This window comes from Corynebacterium sp. HMSC074C05 (genome assembly GCF_001838325.1).
In the GTDB taxonomy this organism is placed as follows: domain Bacteria; phylum Actinomycetota; class Actinomycetes; order Mycobacteriales; family Mycobacteriaceae; genus Corynebacterium; species Corynebacterium amycolatum.
This window is the reverse complement of record NZ_KV836284.1, coordinates 15,202-30,353: the sequence shown is the minus strand read 5'-3', so window position 1 is coordinate 30,353 and position 15,152 is coordinate 15,202. Positions and strand designations below refer to the sequence as shown.

The window sequence follows — 15,152 nt, the reverse complement described above, 5'->3', positions numbered from 1 at the left end:
AGGTCACCTTTCCGCCGGAACCGTTCCGGCACATGACTCCAATTGTGGCACGGTTTGCCAACCTTCGCCTTAAATCCTTTTCACCCTATGCGGGCTGATTCAGCGCATAGTTCGCCGCAGCGTCCCGAACATCGCGAAGATACTGCTCAGATTGGTTATATGAGCGAGTTGCAGATGCCCACCCTTCCGGGGTGGCGAGGTCGCGTTCGTCGCTGCAGAGCATCCGCGCGGTCGTCGCAGTCGCGTCGTCGATGTTATTGGGGTCCGCGACACCATCACCCGAAGCATCCATCGCAAAGCGATGCCATGTCTCGGGAATAAACTGCATCGGCCCCACAGCGCGGTCATACTCTGTGTCACCGTCGAGTTCGCCATTGTCAGTATCGAGAACCTCAGCGAAGCCATTCGTGCCGTCCAGCGGCGGACCGATAATCGTCGGACGCACTACCCCATCGGCACCGATATGCGCCGGCTTGAGCCAATTGCCCGAGTACGTGCCGTGATTAGTCTCCACCTTGCCCAGTCCCGCAAGCGTGTTCCACTCCAGGTGACAGCTCGGGAACTGTTCTGCCGCAATCACATATGCGTTGCCGTAGGCGCGGAGGGCGTCCTCAGAAATCCCCGTCTTCGGGGAAATCTGCTGCGCCCACTGTCGGAGCTGTTCAGAGGTGCGGCCGGGCGCGTTGACATCAATCATCGGCGGTGGCTCAGCCGCGGCAGGCGGCACATTGTCCGGAATCGGCTTCTTGGTCAACGACGGGATAACGGGTCCAGTGAACATCGCCAACGCCCCAACCGTGCCAATGATAATCAGCACCGCCAGGGAGGTTAGACCGAGGCAGCCACAGCCTCGCGAGGACTTCTTTTTCCCCCTACTGCGGCCACGCGACTTCGCCCCGCGGGGTGCGGGGTGCGCGTATTCATCAAAGGGAGAATTAGAAGGCATGGGGAATTACTCTACGGGGTAAACCGTAAAAATCACTCAAACTCGAGGACAGAAATCACTTTTGTTGGAAACTAGCTGTCGCTTTCCGACGGGCCGAGGTCCTCAGCCTCTTCGTTATCTTCGCTGCCCGCTGCCCACTGCTCAGCACTGCCGGCCTGCTGATTCTCCATCTGAGCCAGCTCAGCCAGGAATGCGCGTGAAGCCTGTCGGGTCCTCTCTTCAGCACCGGACTCAGTCTCCAGCCCCGGGGTCGGGACCAGAATCTCCACTGGAATGTCTGCATCGGAAAGTCCCAGCGCACGTGCGCGGCGGATGGCTTCCTCAGCCAAAGTCAGCGCCGGCAGCTGTGTGGCCGGGTTCGAGCGCGGACGTCCGCGGCCGTAAGTCCACAGTCGCTCCTGCTCTTCCTCCGAGACCATCTCTCCTTCGGCCACACTGCCGTCGAAGAGGTACGGCTGACGAGCACGCATCTTCAAAATAAAGTCGGTCGCCACGTCGTCGAAGTCGAAGTCCTCAGCGATTTCAGCGTGGAAGAGGACTTGCAGCAGCAGATCTGACAGCTCGCTACGAATGTCACCGCCCTCGTTGACTGCATCGACAAACTCGTAGGTCTCTTCAATGAGGTACGGCAGCAGGCTCTTGTGCGTCTGGCGAGCTTCCCACTGCCCCGTGCGCCGTGCGGCCGCCATGATGCCCACGGCCTCCACGACGTGGGGCAGACGAGCTGCGGCAAGCTGTTCCTGCGGAGTCAGCGGTTCTGCAACAGGCTCTGCCACTGGCTCTGCAACCGGTTCTGGCTCAGGTTCCTGCACCGAGTCCTGCTGGGGTGCCGCCGCAACCTGAGCTGCTGGGTCCGGTGCATCATCCAGTTCGACGGAGTAGACTTTCTCGCCCGCATCGAGGCGATCGAGTACCTCGTCATTTTCCATATCGGTGGTGACTAGAATCTCCGCCTGGGACACCGAGTGCCCACCGGCGTCGGCGATTGCCCAGCGCACACGGATCGGGACTTCTTCGGTGTAGCTGACTTCACCGGTCAGCAGGCTAGCGGCTTCCAGCGGAATTGCAGTTGGAAAGCGGCTATCGAGCTTGATGATAGTCATACGGTTTCTAGTCCTTTCCCATGTGCGAGATATCCATACGTGGAATTCCCGCCATCGATGTCAAGAAGTCTGCTACCCACTGCACCAATGCAATATCGCGGACAGATTTTGCCCGCAACCCTCGCCCTTCCTTCGGCATTCCGACGGAAACCGTGCGCGTTGCCGCACGATAGGTCGCCTGTGGATACAGGCGCTTGAGACGCACCTGCTTGGAGTCAGCAAGCTCCATAGGGGTTATTCTAATGTGCGCACCCATGGCTTGAACTTCATGCACGCCGAATTCCCGGCAAATAATTCGAAGTCGTGAAATAACCGCCAGTCTTTCCACCTCAATGGGTGGGGTTCCGTAACGGTCGATGAGTTCTTCGAGCACTACGTCGATATCGTCCAGCGCACTGGCGGCAGCAAATTTGCGGTACGCCTCTAGACGTAGGCGTTCCGACGACACATATTCGGCCGGAATATTCGCATCCACCGGCAAATCAATCCGAACTTCCTTCGGTTCGTTATCGGAAGCATCCGGCGTTTCACCATCGGCCACTGCCTTCAGTGCAGCCACGGCCTCGCCAACCAGTCGGACGTACATGTCGAAGCCGACGCCGGCAATGTGACCGGACTGCTCCGCACCGAGGATATTTCCGGCTCCGCGCATTTCCAGGTCCTTCATGGCCACGGCCATACCGGCACCCAAGTCATTGTTCTGCGCGATCGTGGACAGACGGTCGTAGGAAGTCTCCGTCAGCGTCTGATTCTCCGGGTAGAGGAAGTAGGCATAGGCGCGCTCACGGGAACGGCCCACGCGACCACGCAGCTGGTGTAGCTGGGAAAGACCCATATGGTGGGCGTTTTCCACAATCAACGTATTGGCGTTGGCAATATCCAGGCCGGTCTCCACGATGGTGGTACACACCAGCACGTCGTACTCGCGCTGCCAGAAGCCATCGACCGTGCGCTCCAGCTGCTCCTCCCCCATCTGACCGTGGGCCACCACCACACGGGCCTCGGGCACCAAATTGCGGATATTCTGTGCGACCTTGTCAATGGTTTCCACCTTATTGTGCAGGTAGAACACCTGGCCGTCGCGAAGCAGCTCGCGCCTGATAGCAGCGGCGACCTGCTTGTCAGACTGCGCGCCGACGTATGTCAGCACCGGGTGGCGGTCCTGCGGTGGGGTGAGAATCTGGCTCATCTCGCGGATGCCGGCAATCGACATTTCGAGCGTGCGCGGAATTGGCGTTGCGGACATGGTGAGCACGTCGACGTGGTGACGCAGCGCCTTGATGTGTTCCTTGTGCTCGACGCCGAAACGCTGCTCCTCGTCAACGATGACCAGACCGAGTTCTTTCCACTGCACGCCGGTCTGCAAGAGACGATGCGTGCCGATAACAATATCAACCGTCCCATTCTTCAACCCTTCGAGAACCTCTTTGGAGTCCTTCGGCGAGGTGAAGCGGGACAGCCCGCGGATGGTGACTGGGAAGCCCTCCATACGCTGAGTGAAAGTAGTCAAATGCTGCTGTGCCAACAGCGTGGTCGGCACCAACACTGCTACCTGACGGCCATCTTGAACCGCTTTGAAAGCAGCACGCAGTGCCACCTCGGTCTTGCCGTAGCCGACATCGCCGATGAGCACGCGGTCCATCGGTACCGGCTTTTCCATGTCGGACTTGATTTCGTCGATGGCCTGCAGCTGGTCCTCAGTCTCGGTGAAGGGGAAGTTATCCTCCATCTCCTGCTGCCACGGCGTATCCGGCGCGAACGCGTGGCCCGGCGCGGCTTGACGCTCGGCGTAGAGCTTGACCAGCTCTTCCGCAATCTCGCGGACAGCACCACGGGCCTTGCGCTTGGTGGACTTCCAGTCCGAGCCGCCCATCTTCGACAGCGCGGGCTTTTCGCCGCCGACATAGCGCGACAGCAGATCCAGGCTCTCCATCGGCACGTAGAGCTGGTCCGAGGGGCCTCCGCGCTTGCTCGGTGCGTACTCGAGCACCACGTACTCGCGGCGAGCCTGATCCTCGCCCGTGCCGATGGTGCGCTCAGTGAGCTTCACAAATCGACCGATGCCATGAGTGTCGTGTACGACGTAGTCGCCGGCCTTCAGTGCCAGCGGATCCACGCGACCACGGCGCTTCGCCGGTTTACGGCGACCACCAAGGGCACCTTCCGCGATGCGGTTACCCGTGATGTCCTGCTCAGTAATCAGAGTCAGCGCGCCACCGGGAATACGCGGGAACACCAGGCCGCCGTGCAAAACACCCTGGTAGACGGTAATTCTTCCGGACTCGGGATACTCCGGGCCCGCCGCCATGCGCGTCGCAATTCCGGCTTCCCTAAACCTTTCCGCTTGCCGACGCGCTCCCGCGGGCGTCGCCGCCACGTACGCCACTCGTTCCCCCGCGACCGTGGCATCGCGCAGCTGCTTCATCAGGTGACCAATTTCCTTTAAGTCACCGCGTGGCGCGGGCCCAGGCTCAAAGGTTAGCGGCAGCACATCATCTTCGGTGACCCCCGCCTCCAACATGCCGGGCGGGGAAATATGCCACGAGGTGGGCATCGGGATAGAGGCCAAGCTGCGGTAAGCGCTGGGCTCCAGACCATCGGTGGCGATTGGCGCCGAGCCACCCATCGCGGCCGTTTCCCACGCTGCGGCCATAAACTCCTCGCCCGCACTAATCAGGTCCTGCGCGCGAGAGCGAATGCGCTCCGGCCCGCACATGAGCACATGCGTTTTCTCCGGCATGACCTCGGTGAGCATCTTCATCGGATGCTGACTAATCAGTGGAATCAGCGACTCCATGCCCTCCACCCACTGGCCATCACCGATGCGGGTGAGCATTTCTTGGACCTGTCCAGAACGCGTGGTGGCGAGTTTCTCCGCGGCGGCCTTCACGTCGTCGTCGATAAGCAGTGCACGACACGGGAAGATATCCAGCTGGTCGACCTCTATCTCAGAGATTGTGCGCTGGTCAGCGACGGAAAAGGCGCGCAGGTCGGTAACCTCGTCGCCCCAGAGCTCGATACGAACCGGCAGCTCTTCGGTCGCCGGGAAGACATCGACGATGCCGCCACGCACGGCAAACTGACCACGCCTGCCGACCATGTCCACATGCGAATAGCCGTGATGCACCAGCCGCTCAACCAGGTTCTCGCAGTCCTGGTCCAGCTGGATGTGGATGGGCGCGCTGGCTTCAGCCTCGAGGTCGTCCACAATCGGCTGCACCAACGAGCGCACCGCCGCAATCAGAACGTCGACTTTGCCCCGGCGAACGTCGTAAAGCGCCTTACGACGCTGCGCCACAGTATCCACGGCCGGCGAAAGCTTCTCATGCGGGAGCGTCTCCCACGAGGGGAACATAGCTACACGGTCGCCGATCATCGACTTGACCTCGGCAGTCAGGTCCTCCGCCTCTCGGCCAGTAGCCGTGACGACCAGCACCGGCACCTTCGTGGACATGGCGTAAATAAGGTGCGAACGCACCGCGTCCGCACCCGTGAGCGCCAGCTCGTCTTCGCCGATGCGCCCGAGCACGCCGACAAATTGAGGATCCGTGACAACGAGGCTTTCCAGCCCCGATAGCGGGTTCGGCAGAATGCTGGGTGTGGCTTTCGCCGAGGAAGACGCAGAAGTTGGCATAGCCCCAATATAACCATGCACCCCGGATTCACCCTGCGTGCTGGTTAGCCGTTCTCCGCCACCTGCATCGGGTCTGCCGCAGCACCTGCTCCGAACTTCGCGCCCTCAGCGGCCGCTGGCACATCAGCGGAGCCATGCAGAGTCGGGGCCCCCTCCATGCCGGCCAGCCCGTTCCAGCACAGGTTCACGATGTGCGCCGCCACCGTCTCCTTATCCGGACTGCGCTTCTCCATCCACCAGCGAGCGGTCTGCGAAACCATACCGACCATGCAGTTTCCGTAGAGCACCGACATGGCCGGGTCGAAGCCAGCGCGTTTGAAAGCCTCGGCGAGGATAGGCGTAACCGACTCAGTGGCATTATTCAGCAGCGTCTCATAGCCACCCGCCACACCGGGGTCGCGAGAAATAATGGAGAATCCCTCCGGGTTTTCCTCGACATAAGTCAGCAGTGCCAACACCGCCTGTTCGATGCGGTAACGCGAGCGCCCCAGGGACAACGCTTCCCTAATCGTGGCCTCCAGGGTCTTCATCTCCTGGTCGACGACTGCCTGGTAGAGCCGCTCTTTGGTACCAAAATGCTCGTAGACAACCGGCTTTGACACCCCGGCTGCGGCAGCGATCTCCTCCATTGAGGCGGCATCAAGCCCCTTGGCGGCAAAGATTCCACGGCTGACTTCTGTCAGCTGAGCTTTGCGCTGTGGACCGGTCATACGTCGTCTCGGAGAATTAGAGGCCATGCTTTTAGATTAGTGGCTAAAGTCTTGCTATCGTATATCGCAGGCGCAAGCGAGCCGGCTGAGTCGACTCAGCCATGCAATTTTTTCGCGTTCGCCCCATTCTCCCATGGTGTAATGGCAACACTCCGGTTTTTGGTACCGGCATTCTAGGTTCGAGTCCTGGTGGGAGAGCAAGCGGGGGGCCGGCCCCTTAATTAAGAAGTGACTTTTCGCCCCGCCGTGACCGTGATGCACCCTGACCGAGGAGTAGCAAGTTTCATGTCAAACGGTTCGGCCACCGCTGTGGTCATTCTCGCCGCGGGTCAAGGCACCCGAATGAAATCCGATACGCCGAAAATGCTGCACGCTATCGGCGGTCGTACCATGTTGGAGCACGCGCTCTATGCCGCCAAGGGCATTAATCCGGAAGAGATTGCTGTTGTCGTTGGCCACCAGCGCGAAAAGGTAATCGACGCCATCGGCACCTGGACAGAGAAGGCCGAGCACTCCAACGACGTCGTCATTGCCCCGCAGGAAGAACAAAACGGTACCGGCCACGCTGTTCAGTGCGCACTGGAACACCCTGAGCTGCAGAATTTCGATGGCACCATCTTGGTAACCACTTCCGATGTTCCGCTGCTGGATTCCGAAGCGCTCCAGGCGCTGCTCGAAGAGCACAACCGCAAGCCACGCGCTGCCGTGACCGTGCTGACCTCCACTGCTGAAAACCCGCATGGTTACGGCCGCATCGTTCGTAACGCCGACGGCGAAGTTCTGCGCATCGTGGAGGAAAAGGACGCCTCCGACGAGGAACGTGAGATCACCGAGGTCAACTCCGGTGTCTACGCATTCGATGCCGAGACCCTGGCAAACGCCCTCAAGCAGTTGGACACCAACAATGCCCAGGGCGAGCTCTACCTCACCGATGTCATTGGCATCGCCCGTGAGGCTGACCGCTCAGTGCGCGGCCACCGCCTCGCCGACGCCACCGTCGTCGCCGGTGTCAATGACCGCGTACAGCTGGCTACCCTTGGCCGCGAGCTCAACCGCCGCACCTGCGAGGAAGCTATGCGCGCGGGTGCCACTATCGTCGATCCGGACACCACGTGGATTGATGTTGAGGTGGAGATCGGACGCGATGTCACGATTCTGCCGGGCACCCAGCTGCACGGCAAGACTGTGATTGGCGACGGGGCCACCGTGGGACCGGACACGACACTGACCAACATGGTCGTCGGCAAGCGCGCCAGCGTCGTGCGTACACACGGTTCCGATTCGGAGATCGGCGAGGATGCGACGGTCGGACCGTTCACCTACATTCGCCCGAACACCAAACTCGGTGTCGGCGCGAAGCTCGGTGGCTTCGTAGAGGCGAAGAACGCGCAGATTGGAACCGGTTCGAAGGTTCCGCACCTGACCTACGTCGGCGATGCGGAGATTGGCGAGCACTCCAACATTGGTGCCTCCAGCGTGTTCGTGAACTACGACGGTGTCAACAAGCACCGCACCGTTATCGGCTCGCATGTTCGCACCGGCTCCGACACCATGTTCATCGCTCCGGTGACCGTGGGTGATGGTGCGTACTCAGGTGCAGGTACTGTTATTAAGGACGACGTTCCTCCGGGAGCATTGGCGGTCAGTGGTGGCCGTCAGCGCAACATCGAGGGATGGGTCGAGCGGAAGCGTCCAGGTACCGCTGCTGCTGAGGCAGCGCAGGCGGCGCAGGTAGCTGACAACGCTGACAACAACAAGGAAGACCAGGAAGGCTAGACGGCAGATGACCGGCCAGTGGATCGATAACCAAAAGAACCTCATGCTCTTCTCCGGAAGGGCACACCCGGAATTGGGCGAGGCAGTTGCCAAGGAGCTCGGCACAGAGCTGACTCCGATGACCGCTCGTGATTTTGCCAACGGCGAAATCTTCGTGCGCTACGAGGAATCCGTCCGCGGTTCCGATGCCTTCGTGCTACAGGCACACCCGGCACCGCTGAATAAGTGGCTCATCGAGCAGCTGATTATGATTGACGCGCTCAAGCGCGGTTCGGCCAAGCGCATCACCGCTATCCTGCCGTTCTTCCCATACGCCCGCCAGGACAAGAAGCACCGTGGCCGTGAGCCGATTTCCGCTCGCCTGGTCGCTGACCTGCTCAAGACCGCTGGCGCTGACCGCATCGTCTCCGTGGACCTCCACACCGATCAGATTCAGGGCTTCTTCGACGGCCCGGTCGATCACATGCACGCCATGCCGATTCTGTCGGAGTACATCAAGAAGAACTACTCCCTGGACAACCTCGTCGTGGTCTCCCCTGACGCCGGCCGTGTGAAGGTTTCCGAGAAGTGGGCCAACACCCTGGGCGATGCCCCGCTGGCTTTCATTCACAAGACCCGTTCCGTCGATGTCGCGAACCAGGTTGTCGCCAACCGTGTGGTCGGCGAGGTCTCCGGTAAGACCTGTCTACTCATCGACGACATGATTGACACCGGCGGCACCATCGCCGGCGCTGTCAAGGTGTTGCGTGAGGCTGGCGCTTCCGATGTCATCATCGCTACCACGCACGGCGTCTTCTCTGACCCAGCTCGCGAGCGCCTGTCGAAGTGCGGTGCCCGCGAGGTCATCACCACCGATACTCTGCCGCAGTCCACCGAGGGCTGGGACAACCTGACCGTCCTGCCAATCGCGCCGCTGCTGGCTAAGACGATCCACGAGATCTTCGAAAACGGTTCCGTCACCACTCTCTTCGAGGGCCAGGCATAAGCTCTTTCCGCTTGCCGACGGGCACCCCGCCGCGACCAGCAACCTAGTTTTGCTGGTGGTGACGGGGTTTGCTGTTTGACCTGTTAGTCCACTACAATTTTTCCGGTAAGTCTCGGCGAGGGCGACCACAGTAGGTGGTTGCCGTTATCGACGCGACGCTCGCAGCCCAACTTTTGCGCCCACGGTGGCATGGATGCGGCACGTGCTCGACTCGACGACTCAGTATCGAATCGTTTAGGAGTCCATTTTCATGGCAAAGCCCAACATCATCAAGATTGATGCTCGTAACCGCACCGAGTTCGGCAAGGGTGCCGCTCGCCGTGCCCGCGTTGCTGGCGACATCCCGGTTGTCATCTACGGCGCTGACCTGGATGCTCCGAAGCACATCCTCGTTGACACTCTGGATTTCCACGCTGTCATCCGTAACCACGGTGTCAACGCTGTTCTGGACGTCAACATCGAGGGCGAGTCCCAGCTGTCCATGGTTAAGGCTGTTGACCAGAACCCGCTGACTCTCGACATCGACCACGCTGACCTGCTCGCCATTCACCGTGACGAGAAGGTTGAGGTTGAGGTTCCGGTCGTTCCGACTGGCGAGCTCGCTCCGGGTGCCCTGCTCATGCAGGATGCCGAGACCATTCTGGTCAATGCACCGGTTCTGGCTATTCCGGAAGAGATCGAGGTCTCCGTCGAGGGTGCAGAGGTCGGCACCATGGTTCACGCCGGCGACGTTACCCTGCCAGAGGGCCTGGTCCTCACCGACGACGCTGACCTGCTCATCTTCAACATCGTCGAGCCGGAGGAGGAGCCGGCTGGTGACGTCGATGCCGACATCGAGGGCATGGGCGAGGCTGAGACCCCGGATGAGCCGGCTGAGGAAGAGGCTGCTGAGTAGTTAACCTCTCGCATGCTTAGCTAACACAGCTGCGTAAGAAAGGGACGGACTTTTGTCCGTCCCTTTCTTTTTTCTGAAACTCCCCGAAGTCAGAAGTCCGCGCGCTGTGTGCCAAGATTGAACTCATGAACGCCTCCACCACACCTCTGCTTGTCGTGGGGCTCGGCAACCCTGGGCCCAAATATGAACTCACCCGCCATAACGTCGGGCATCTGGTGCTAGATGAACTAGCCAGCCGCACTTCTCCGATGCCGTCGTCGTTTAGCGTGCACAAGAAGTCGAATGCTGAGATAGTCCAGACTCGGTTCAAGACTTCCGACGGTGGCGAGCGGCAGGTGATTCTGGCTAAGCCCCGGACGTACATGAACCTGTCGGGTGGACCGGTCGCGGCGCTGACAAAGTTCTTCAACGTCGCACCTACCGACGTCGTGGTAGTCCACGATGAGCTGGACCTGGACCCGGGCGTGGTGCGCCTCAAGCGCGGCGGGGGCGAGAATGGCCACAATGGCCTGCGCTCGACCACGAAGTCGTTGGGCACGAAGGACTACATGCGGGTACGTATTGGCATTGGCCGTCCTCCGGGCCGCCAAGATCCGGCGGACTACGTGCTGCGTAATTTCAATGCTAAGGAACGCGAGGAGCTCGCTTTCACTCTGCCCACTGCTGCGGAGGCGGTGGAGCTAATCGCCAGCCACGGGCTGGAGATTGCGCAGAACCAGATTCACGGGCGGTAGCAGTAGCGGGAAGGGGGCTAATTTCACGTTCCCGGGAGCTTCAGTCTTTAGAGCTCGTCGGTGTTCGTGCTGCTCGGCGTTTTCGTCGGCGGTTTCGCTCTGTCCACCGAGCGCCTGGCGGTGGGATTCGGGACGCTGCGGCAGGGCGCCCGTGAGGGCATCAACCAGGTGATGAGGATCAGGCGCCCGGGGAGCTCCCCGTCCGGCACGCCCACGACTCGGCGTAGCGACCGCCCTTCGCCAGCAATTCATCGTGCGTACCCCGTTCTGCGACCGTCCCGTCCTCCGAAAGCACGACGATGAGGTCGGCATCGCGGACGGTGTGCAGGCGATGGGCGACGACGATCACGGTGTGATCGCCGCGCAACGCCTCCATCGTGCCGACGATCGCCCGCTCAGTGGCCGCATCCAGCGAGGATGTCGGCTCGTCGAGAAGCACCACCGGGGAATCCTTCAGAAGCGCCCGGGCGATGGCGAGGCGCTGCCGCTCGCCTCCCGACAGCAGCGTCCCCTCCTCCCCCACCGGGGTATCCCACCCGGAAGGCAGCAGCTCCACGATGCGGTCCACCCCGGAACGCCGGGCGGCCTCGCGCAAGCGGTCCCCGTCACCGGGCCCGGAACCGAATTCGGGGTCGGCGAAGACCACGTTGTCCCGCACGGACGCGTCGAAAAGGAACGTCTCCTGGAACACCGGCGTCACCAGCGAGTTCACGCCGTCGGTGCCGATCCGAGGCAAGGGCACCCCGCCGATGAGGATCTCCCCCGAGTCCGGATCATGAAAACGCGACAGCAGCCGCATGACCGTCGTCTTGCCCGCCCCCGACGGTCCTACTACGGCAACCAGCGCTCCCTGAGGGGCACGGAAGCTGACGCCGTCGAGAACCTTCTTATCCCCGTACCCGAAGCTCACGTCGCGGAACTCCACGTCATGCCCGTCGGGCAGCTCCGGTGCGGCAGGTTCGGGAAGGGCGGGGATTGCCCGCAGGTCACGCAACGCAGCCAACGTGTTGCGGCCCGCACCGAAACCGCCGGACAACGCTCCCGCCGTGGTGATCGGTCCGGTGAACTGGACGACCACGATGAGCATCGGCGCCAAATGCGCCGGCGCCATCCCGCCCGTCGCGGCGACTGCCACGGCGACTATCACCGCCGCCGTGAACACCGCATGGACGACCGAACCCAGCCGTCCGATGGCCGCCCCCTGCGTCGACGTCGCCTTCGCGAACGCATCGTGTTGGGCCCGGATTGCCTCATCCACCATCGCGTCCGCCGCCGAACCGTCGCCCGCGGCGCGAATCGCCTGCTGGCAGCGGGTGAACTCGATCAGCCTGCCGGAGACGGCAGCGACGGCGTCAGCATGCGCTTCGTCCGACTCCCCGCCGACCCGACCAATGGCCCGGTAGGCGAAGAAGATCACCGGCGCCGACGCGACGAGAACCAAACCGACGCGCCAATCCACCGCCAGAATTCCGAAGGCGATGACGGTCGGCGCAACCGCCGCGGCGATGACAGGCCGCAGGATCACGTGCGGCACGGACGCCGCGAACGCGATACCCGACGATGCCATCTCCGAAAAGCGGCCGGCCGTGGACTTGGTGACGTACCCGAGTGGCAACGTCAGCACGCGTTCGCCCAGGGAACGCAGCAGGGACGACAGCACCGCTGCGGAATTCGCCCTGCCGACCGTCCCCGCAGCGAGAGACAGCACCGCATGGGCGGCCGCGAGGCCGGCGATGACGCCGGTGAAACGCCACGCCGTCGCATCATCTCCCTCGGCCAGAGCCGACAGCAGCGGCAGCAGCGCGACGAACGCCGCTCCCTGAGCCAGCGCGGCAAGCGCGGCCAACGCAATGAGCCACGCCAGCGTCATTCTCGAGCGCCGATCCGTCATCGACCACAAGTCCCGAATCATCGGTTCCCCGCCTTTGCATCGTCTAATTCAGTGCCCCGCGGGGCGGATGGTTCGTCGTCGAGCGCGAACGCGCGCCACAAATCCCGGTAGCGGCCACCGCGCGCAAGCAACTCGTCGTGGGTACCAGCCTCCGCGACCGCTCCCCCATCGAGAACGAGGATGCGGTCGGCGTTTCGGATCGTGCTCAACCTGTGCGCGATCACAATCACCGTCCGTGAACGGGCCAAACGCTCGATTGTGGACTGGATGAGGGCCTCGGAAGCCGGATCCGCGTAAGCGGTTGCCTCGTCGAAGATGAGCACCGGCGCGTCCGTGACGATCGACCTCGCGATGGCCACGCGCTGCGCCTCGCCACCGGAAAAGGTCACGTCGACGTTGACCACCGAATCCAGGCCCTTCGGCAGCGCCGCGATGACCGCATCGAGGTTCGCGAGCTTCGCGGCCGCCATGATTTCGCCGTCGGTGGCGTCTCTCCTGGCCAGCCGGATGTTCTCCCGCAACGGCAGCGTGAGCAACTGCGGATCCTGGAACACCACCGACACCGAGCGGTGCACGTCGCTCACAGCGATGTCGCGGAGATCGACGCCGCCCAGCAGCACCGAGCCTTCGACGGGGTCGTGGAAACGCGCCAACAACCGGGCGACGGTGGACTTTCCGGAACCGGAGGATCCCACCAACGCCGTGAGGGTCCCCGGTTCGAACGTCGCGGACATCCCGTCGAGGACCCGCGGCCCATCCCCGTAGGAGAAGACCAGGTTCCGGACCTCGAGCGCGCCCCCGCGCGCGGGCACCGGATCGGCGGGCTCGGCGATCGGCGGCGTGCCCAGCACCTCCGCGATGGATTTCAGGGCCGCGATCCCCGCGATGATGGGTTCGGAGTTCATGGCTACCCGCACGATCGCCGCGGAGAGTCCAAGGCCGAGAACCAGCCCGGCGACGAGACCTTCCGGTAGACCTCCCGCGGCGTCCCTCAGAGCGAGGCCGGCGCCGCACACCACTGCGAGGACCGTGATCGGAGACGTCACCACGTCGATGAGCCCAAGATAGATGTTCGACTGCCGGGACCAGGCGGACCACGCGCGGACGAACGACGACGCCGCGGCATCGTAGCGGCCCGAGCCCTGGTTGGCGCGTCCGAAGGACTTCATCACCGGGATGCCGCGCACCAACTCGATGACCGCGGCCGTCACTCCTTCGGAGGCTCGCTCGTAGTCGCGCTGAAGGCCGGCGCCACGCGACATCATTACGCCCATCAGGGCGAAGGTGACCAGCACCGGGACGACCGCCACCGCCGCGATCCGCCAATCCACCGCGACGAGCGCGATGAGGGAAAGCAGGGGAACCAGCACCGCCACCACGGTCTCACCGACGGTGTGGCCCATGAGCTGGTGGACAGCCGCGACGTCCTTCTCAACCGACCCGATGATTCCCGACGAGCGCCGGGCGTCTAGCCAGCCCAGCGGCAACTTCCGGATTTGGGCGACCAGCCGGCGCCGGAGGTGGAGCTGCAGGTCGTTATCCGCCCGGTGCGAGAGCATGCCGGCGGCGCCGTCCGCGGCCATGCGCACCGTTGCGGCGACGACGATGACAGCCACGGCCAACCACGTCCGATGCTCCGGGGCCTCCGGGTACGTCATCGCGATGTCGATGATGCCGACCAGCGAAGCGACGGTAGCCACCGACGACAGGACGGATAACGCGACCACCGCACGCATCCGAGTCCGGATCGGGGCGAGCAGCGACCACGGGCCTACGGTCCCGTCCACAGCGCTCACTTGCCCGCCTCCCCGATCGCGCTTTTCTTCGTGAGAGTGCAGAAGTACACCATGCCGGCGTGTGAGGCTCCGCCCAGCTTCAGCCCGTTGGCTTCGGCGAGGTCCTCGAGCTCGCTGCCCCGGAACACCCGGTGGCCCATCTTCGCCATGACGGCCATGTCGACCCGCTCGTTCACGTCGGGATCCTCGGCGAACGTCTGCACGTAAGCGATGCCGCCGTCGGCGAGCAGCCCGGCAACCCTGCCGAGTGCGGCACCCGCATCCTTCATTTGGTGGAGCGCGCCGCACACCCAGATTTCATCGGTCCTGCCGGGCTCTCCCGCGAGTGGCGCGAGGACGTCGGCGACGTGGAATTCCGTCCGGGCCCCGAGCCCTTCGACGGCGGCGCGTTCGCGGGCGATGCGGATCGCATTGGGCGACAGGTCGTAGCCGACGATATTCGCCCTGCGATAGCGAGGCTCGGCGGCGAGCATGCGGGCGAGCCACCCGGTTCCACAACCGAGGTCGAGAACCCGGGCCGGCGCATCCGGCCCGGGATCCAGCGCACGGAGCTTCCGATACACGGCGGCGGCGTCCATCGGTTCACGCGCATAGCGGCTGAGGAACCTCGGCTGGACCTTGTCCTCGTAGGCCGCAAGGAGTCTGCGGTTGTTCTGGACGATCTGGGCAATCGACTTCATCT

Annotated in this window: 11 protein-coding genes and 1 tRNA gene; 5 read left to right on the top strand and 7 right to left on the bottom strand. The window is 62.8% G+C overall.

Translation table 11 applies throughout. The annotated features are described in order from the left end of the window. Positions 1 to 85: 85 nt before the first annotated feature. The 4 genes from HMPREF3042_RS02680 to HMPREF3042_RS02665 all read right to left on the bottom strand — a co-directional run bounded on the left by HMPREF3042_RS02680 (position 86) and on the right by HMPREF3042_RS02665 (position 6,420). Positions 86 to 946, bottom strand: coding sequence for a lytic transglycosylase domain-containing protein (locus HMPREF3042_RS02680; protein ID WP_070855993.1), 861 nt, complete (start codon positions 944 to 946; stop codon positions 86 to 88). Positions 947 to 1,017: 71 nt separating this feature from the next. Then, the gene (locus HMPREF3042_RS02675) at positions 1,018 to 2,049 is read right to left on the bottom strand and encodes a MazG nucleotide pyrophosphohydrolase domain-containing protein (protein ID WP_070855992.1); all 1,032 of its coding nucleotides are present in this window, start codon (positions 2,047 to 2,049) and stop codon (positions 1,018 to 1,020) included. Between the two features lie 7 nt (positions 2,050 to 2,056). Then, positions 2,057 to 5,683 carry a transcription-repair coupling factor gene (gene mfd / locus HMPREF3042_RS02670; protein ID WP_070855991.1) on the bottom strand — a complete coding sequence of 1,209 codons (3,627 nt, stop codon included), beginning with the start codon at positions 5,681 to 5,683 and terminating at the stop codon, positions 2,057 to 2,059. A gap of 44 nt (positions 5,684 to 5,727) precedes the next feature. Next, positions 5,728 to 6,420, bottom strand: coding sequence for a TetR/AcrR family transcriptional regulator (locus HMPREF3042_RS02665; RefSeq protein ID WP_141750501.1), 693 nt, complete (start codon positions 6,418 to 6,420; stop codon positions 5,728 to 5,730). A gap of 100 nt (positions 6,421 to 6,520) precedes the next feature. Here HMPREF3042_RS02665 and HMPREF3042_RS02660 point away from each other — a divergent pair. The 5 genes from HMPREF3042_RS02660 (at position 6,521) to pth (ending at position 10,783) form a co-directional block, all read left to right on the top strand. Further along, positions 6,521 to 6,591 (top strand) — tRNA-Gln (locus HMPREF3042_RS02660). 87 nt (positions 6,592 to 6,678) lie between these two features. After that, positions 6,679 to 8,169 (top strand): bifunctional UDP-N-acetylglucosamine diphosphorylase/glucosamine-1-phosphate N-acetyltransferase GlmU, encoded by a 1,491-nt coding sequence (glmU, locus tag HMPREF3042_RS02655; RefSeq protein ID WP_070855990.1) that lies wholly within the window; start codon positions 6,679 to 6,681, stop codon positions 8,167 to 8,169. Between the two features lie 7 nt (positions 8,170 to 8,176). Then, positions 8,177 to 9,154 carry a ribose-phosphate diphosphokinase gene (locus HMPREF3042_RS02650; protein WP_070653330.1) on the top strand — a complete coding sequence of 326 codons (978 nt, stop codon included), beginning with the start codon at positions 8,177 to 8,179 and terminating at the stop codon, positions 9,152 to 9,154. Between the two features lie 250 nt (positions 9,155 to 9,404). Beyond that, complete coding sequence (locus HMPREF3042_RS02645; protein ID WP_049172236.1) at positions 9,405 to 10,049, top strand: 50S ribosomal protein L25/general stress protein Ctc; 645 nt, start codon at positions 9,405 to 9,407, stop codon at positions 10,047 to 10,049. 125 nt (positions 10,050 to 10,174) lie between these two features. Continuing rightward, on the top strand, positions 10,175 to 10,783 hold the full coding sequence (gene pth / locus HMPREF3042_RS02640) for an aminoacyl-tRNA hydrolase (protein WP_049172234.1): 609 nt from the start codon (positions 10,175 to 10,177) through the stop codon (positions 10,781 to 10,783). A gap of 178 nt (positions 10,784 to 10,961) precedes the next feature. Here the strand turns inward: pth and HMPREF3042_RS02635 are convergent, their stop codons facing one another. The 3 genes from HMPREF3042_RS02635 to HMPREF3042_RS02625 are packed head-to-tail and all read right to left on the bottom strand — an operon-like array spanning position 10,962 to position 15,150. Further along, the gene (locus HMPREF3042_RS02635; protein ID WP_070855989.1) at positions 10,962 to 12,695 is read right to left on the bottom strand and encodes an ABC transporter ATP-binding protein; all 1,734 of its coding nucleotides are present in this window, start codon (positions 12,693 to 12,695) and stop codon (positions 10,962 to 10,964) included. Then, positions 12,692 to 14,470: an ABC transporter ATP-binding protein gene (locus HMPREF3042_RS02630; RefSeq protein WP_070855988.1), complete on the bottom strand. Its 1,779-nt coding sequence runs from the start codon at positions 14,468 to 14,470 to the stop codon at positions 12,692 to 12,694. Before HMPREF3042_RS02630 ends, HMPREF3042_RS02635 begins: the two co-directional genes overlap by 4 nt. Further along, positions 14,467 to 15,150: an SAM-dependent methyltransferase gene (locus HMPREF3042_RS02625; protein ID WP_038629122.1), complete on the bottom strand. Its 684-nt coding sequence runs from the start codon at positions 15,148 to 15,150 to the stop codon at positions 14,467 to 14,469. Before HMPREF3042_RS02625 ends, HMPREF3042_RS02630 begins: the two co-directional genes overlap by 4 nt. Positions 15,151 to 15,152 lie beyond the last annotated feature (2 nt).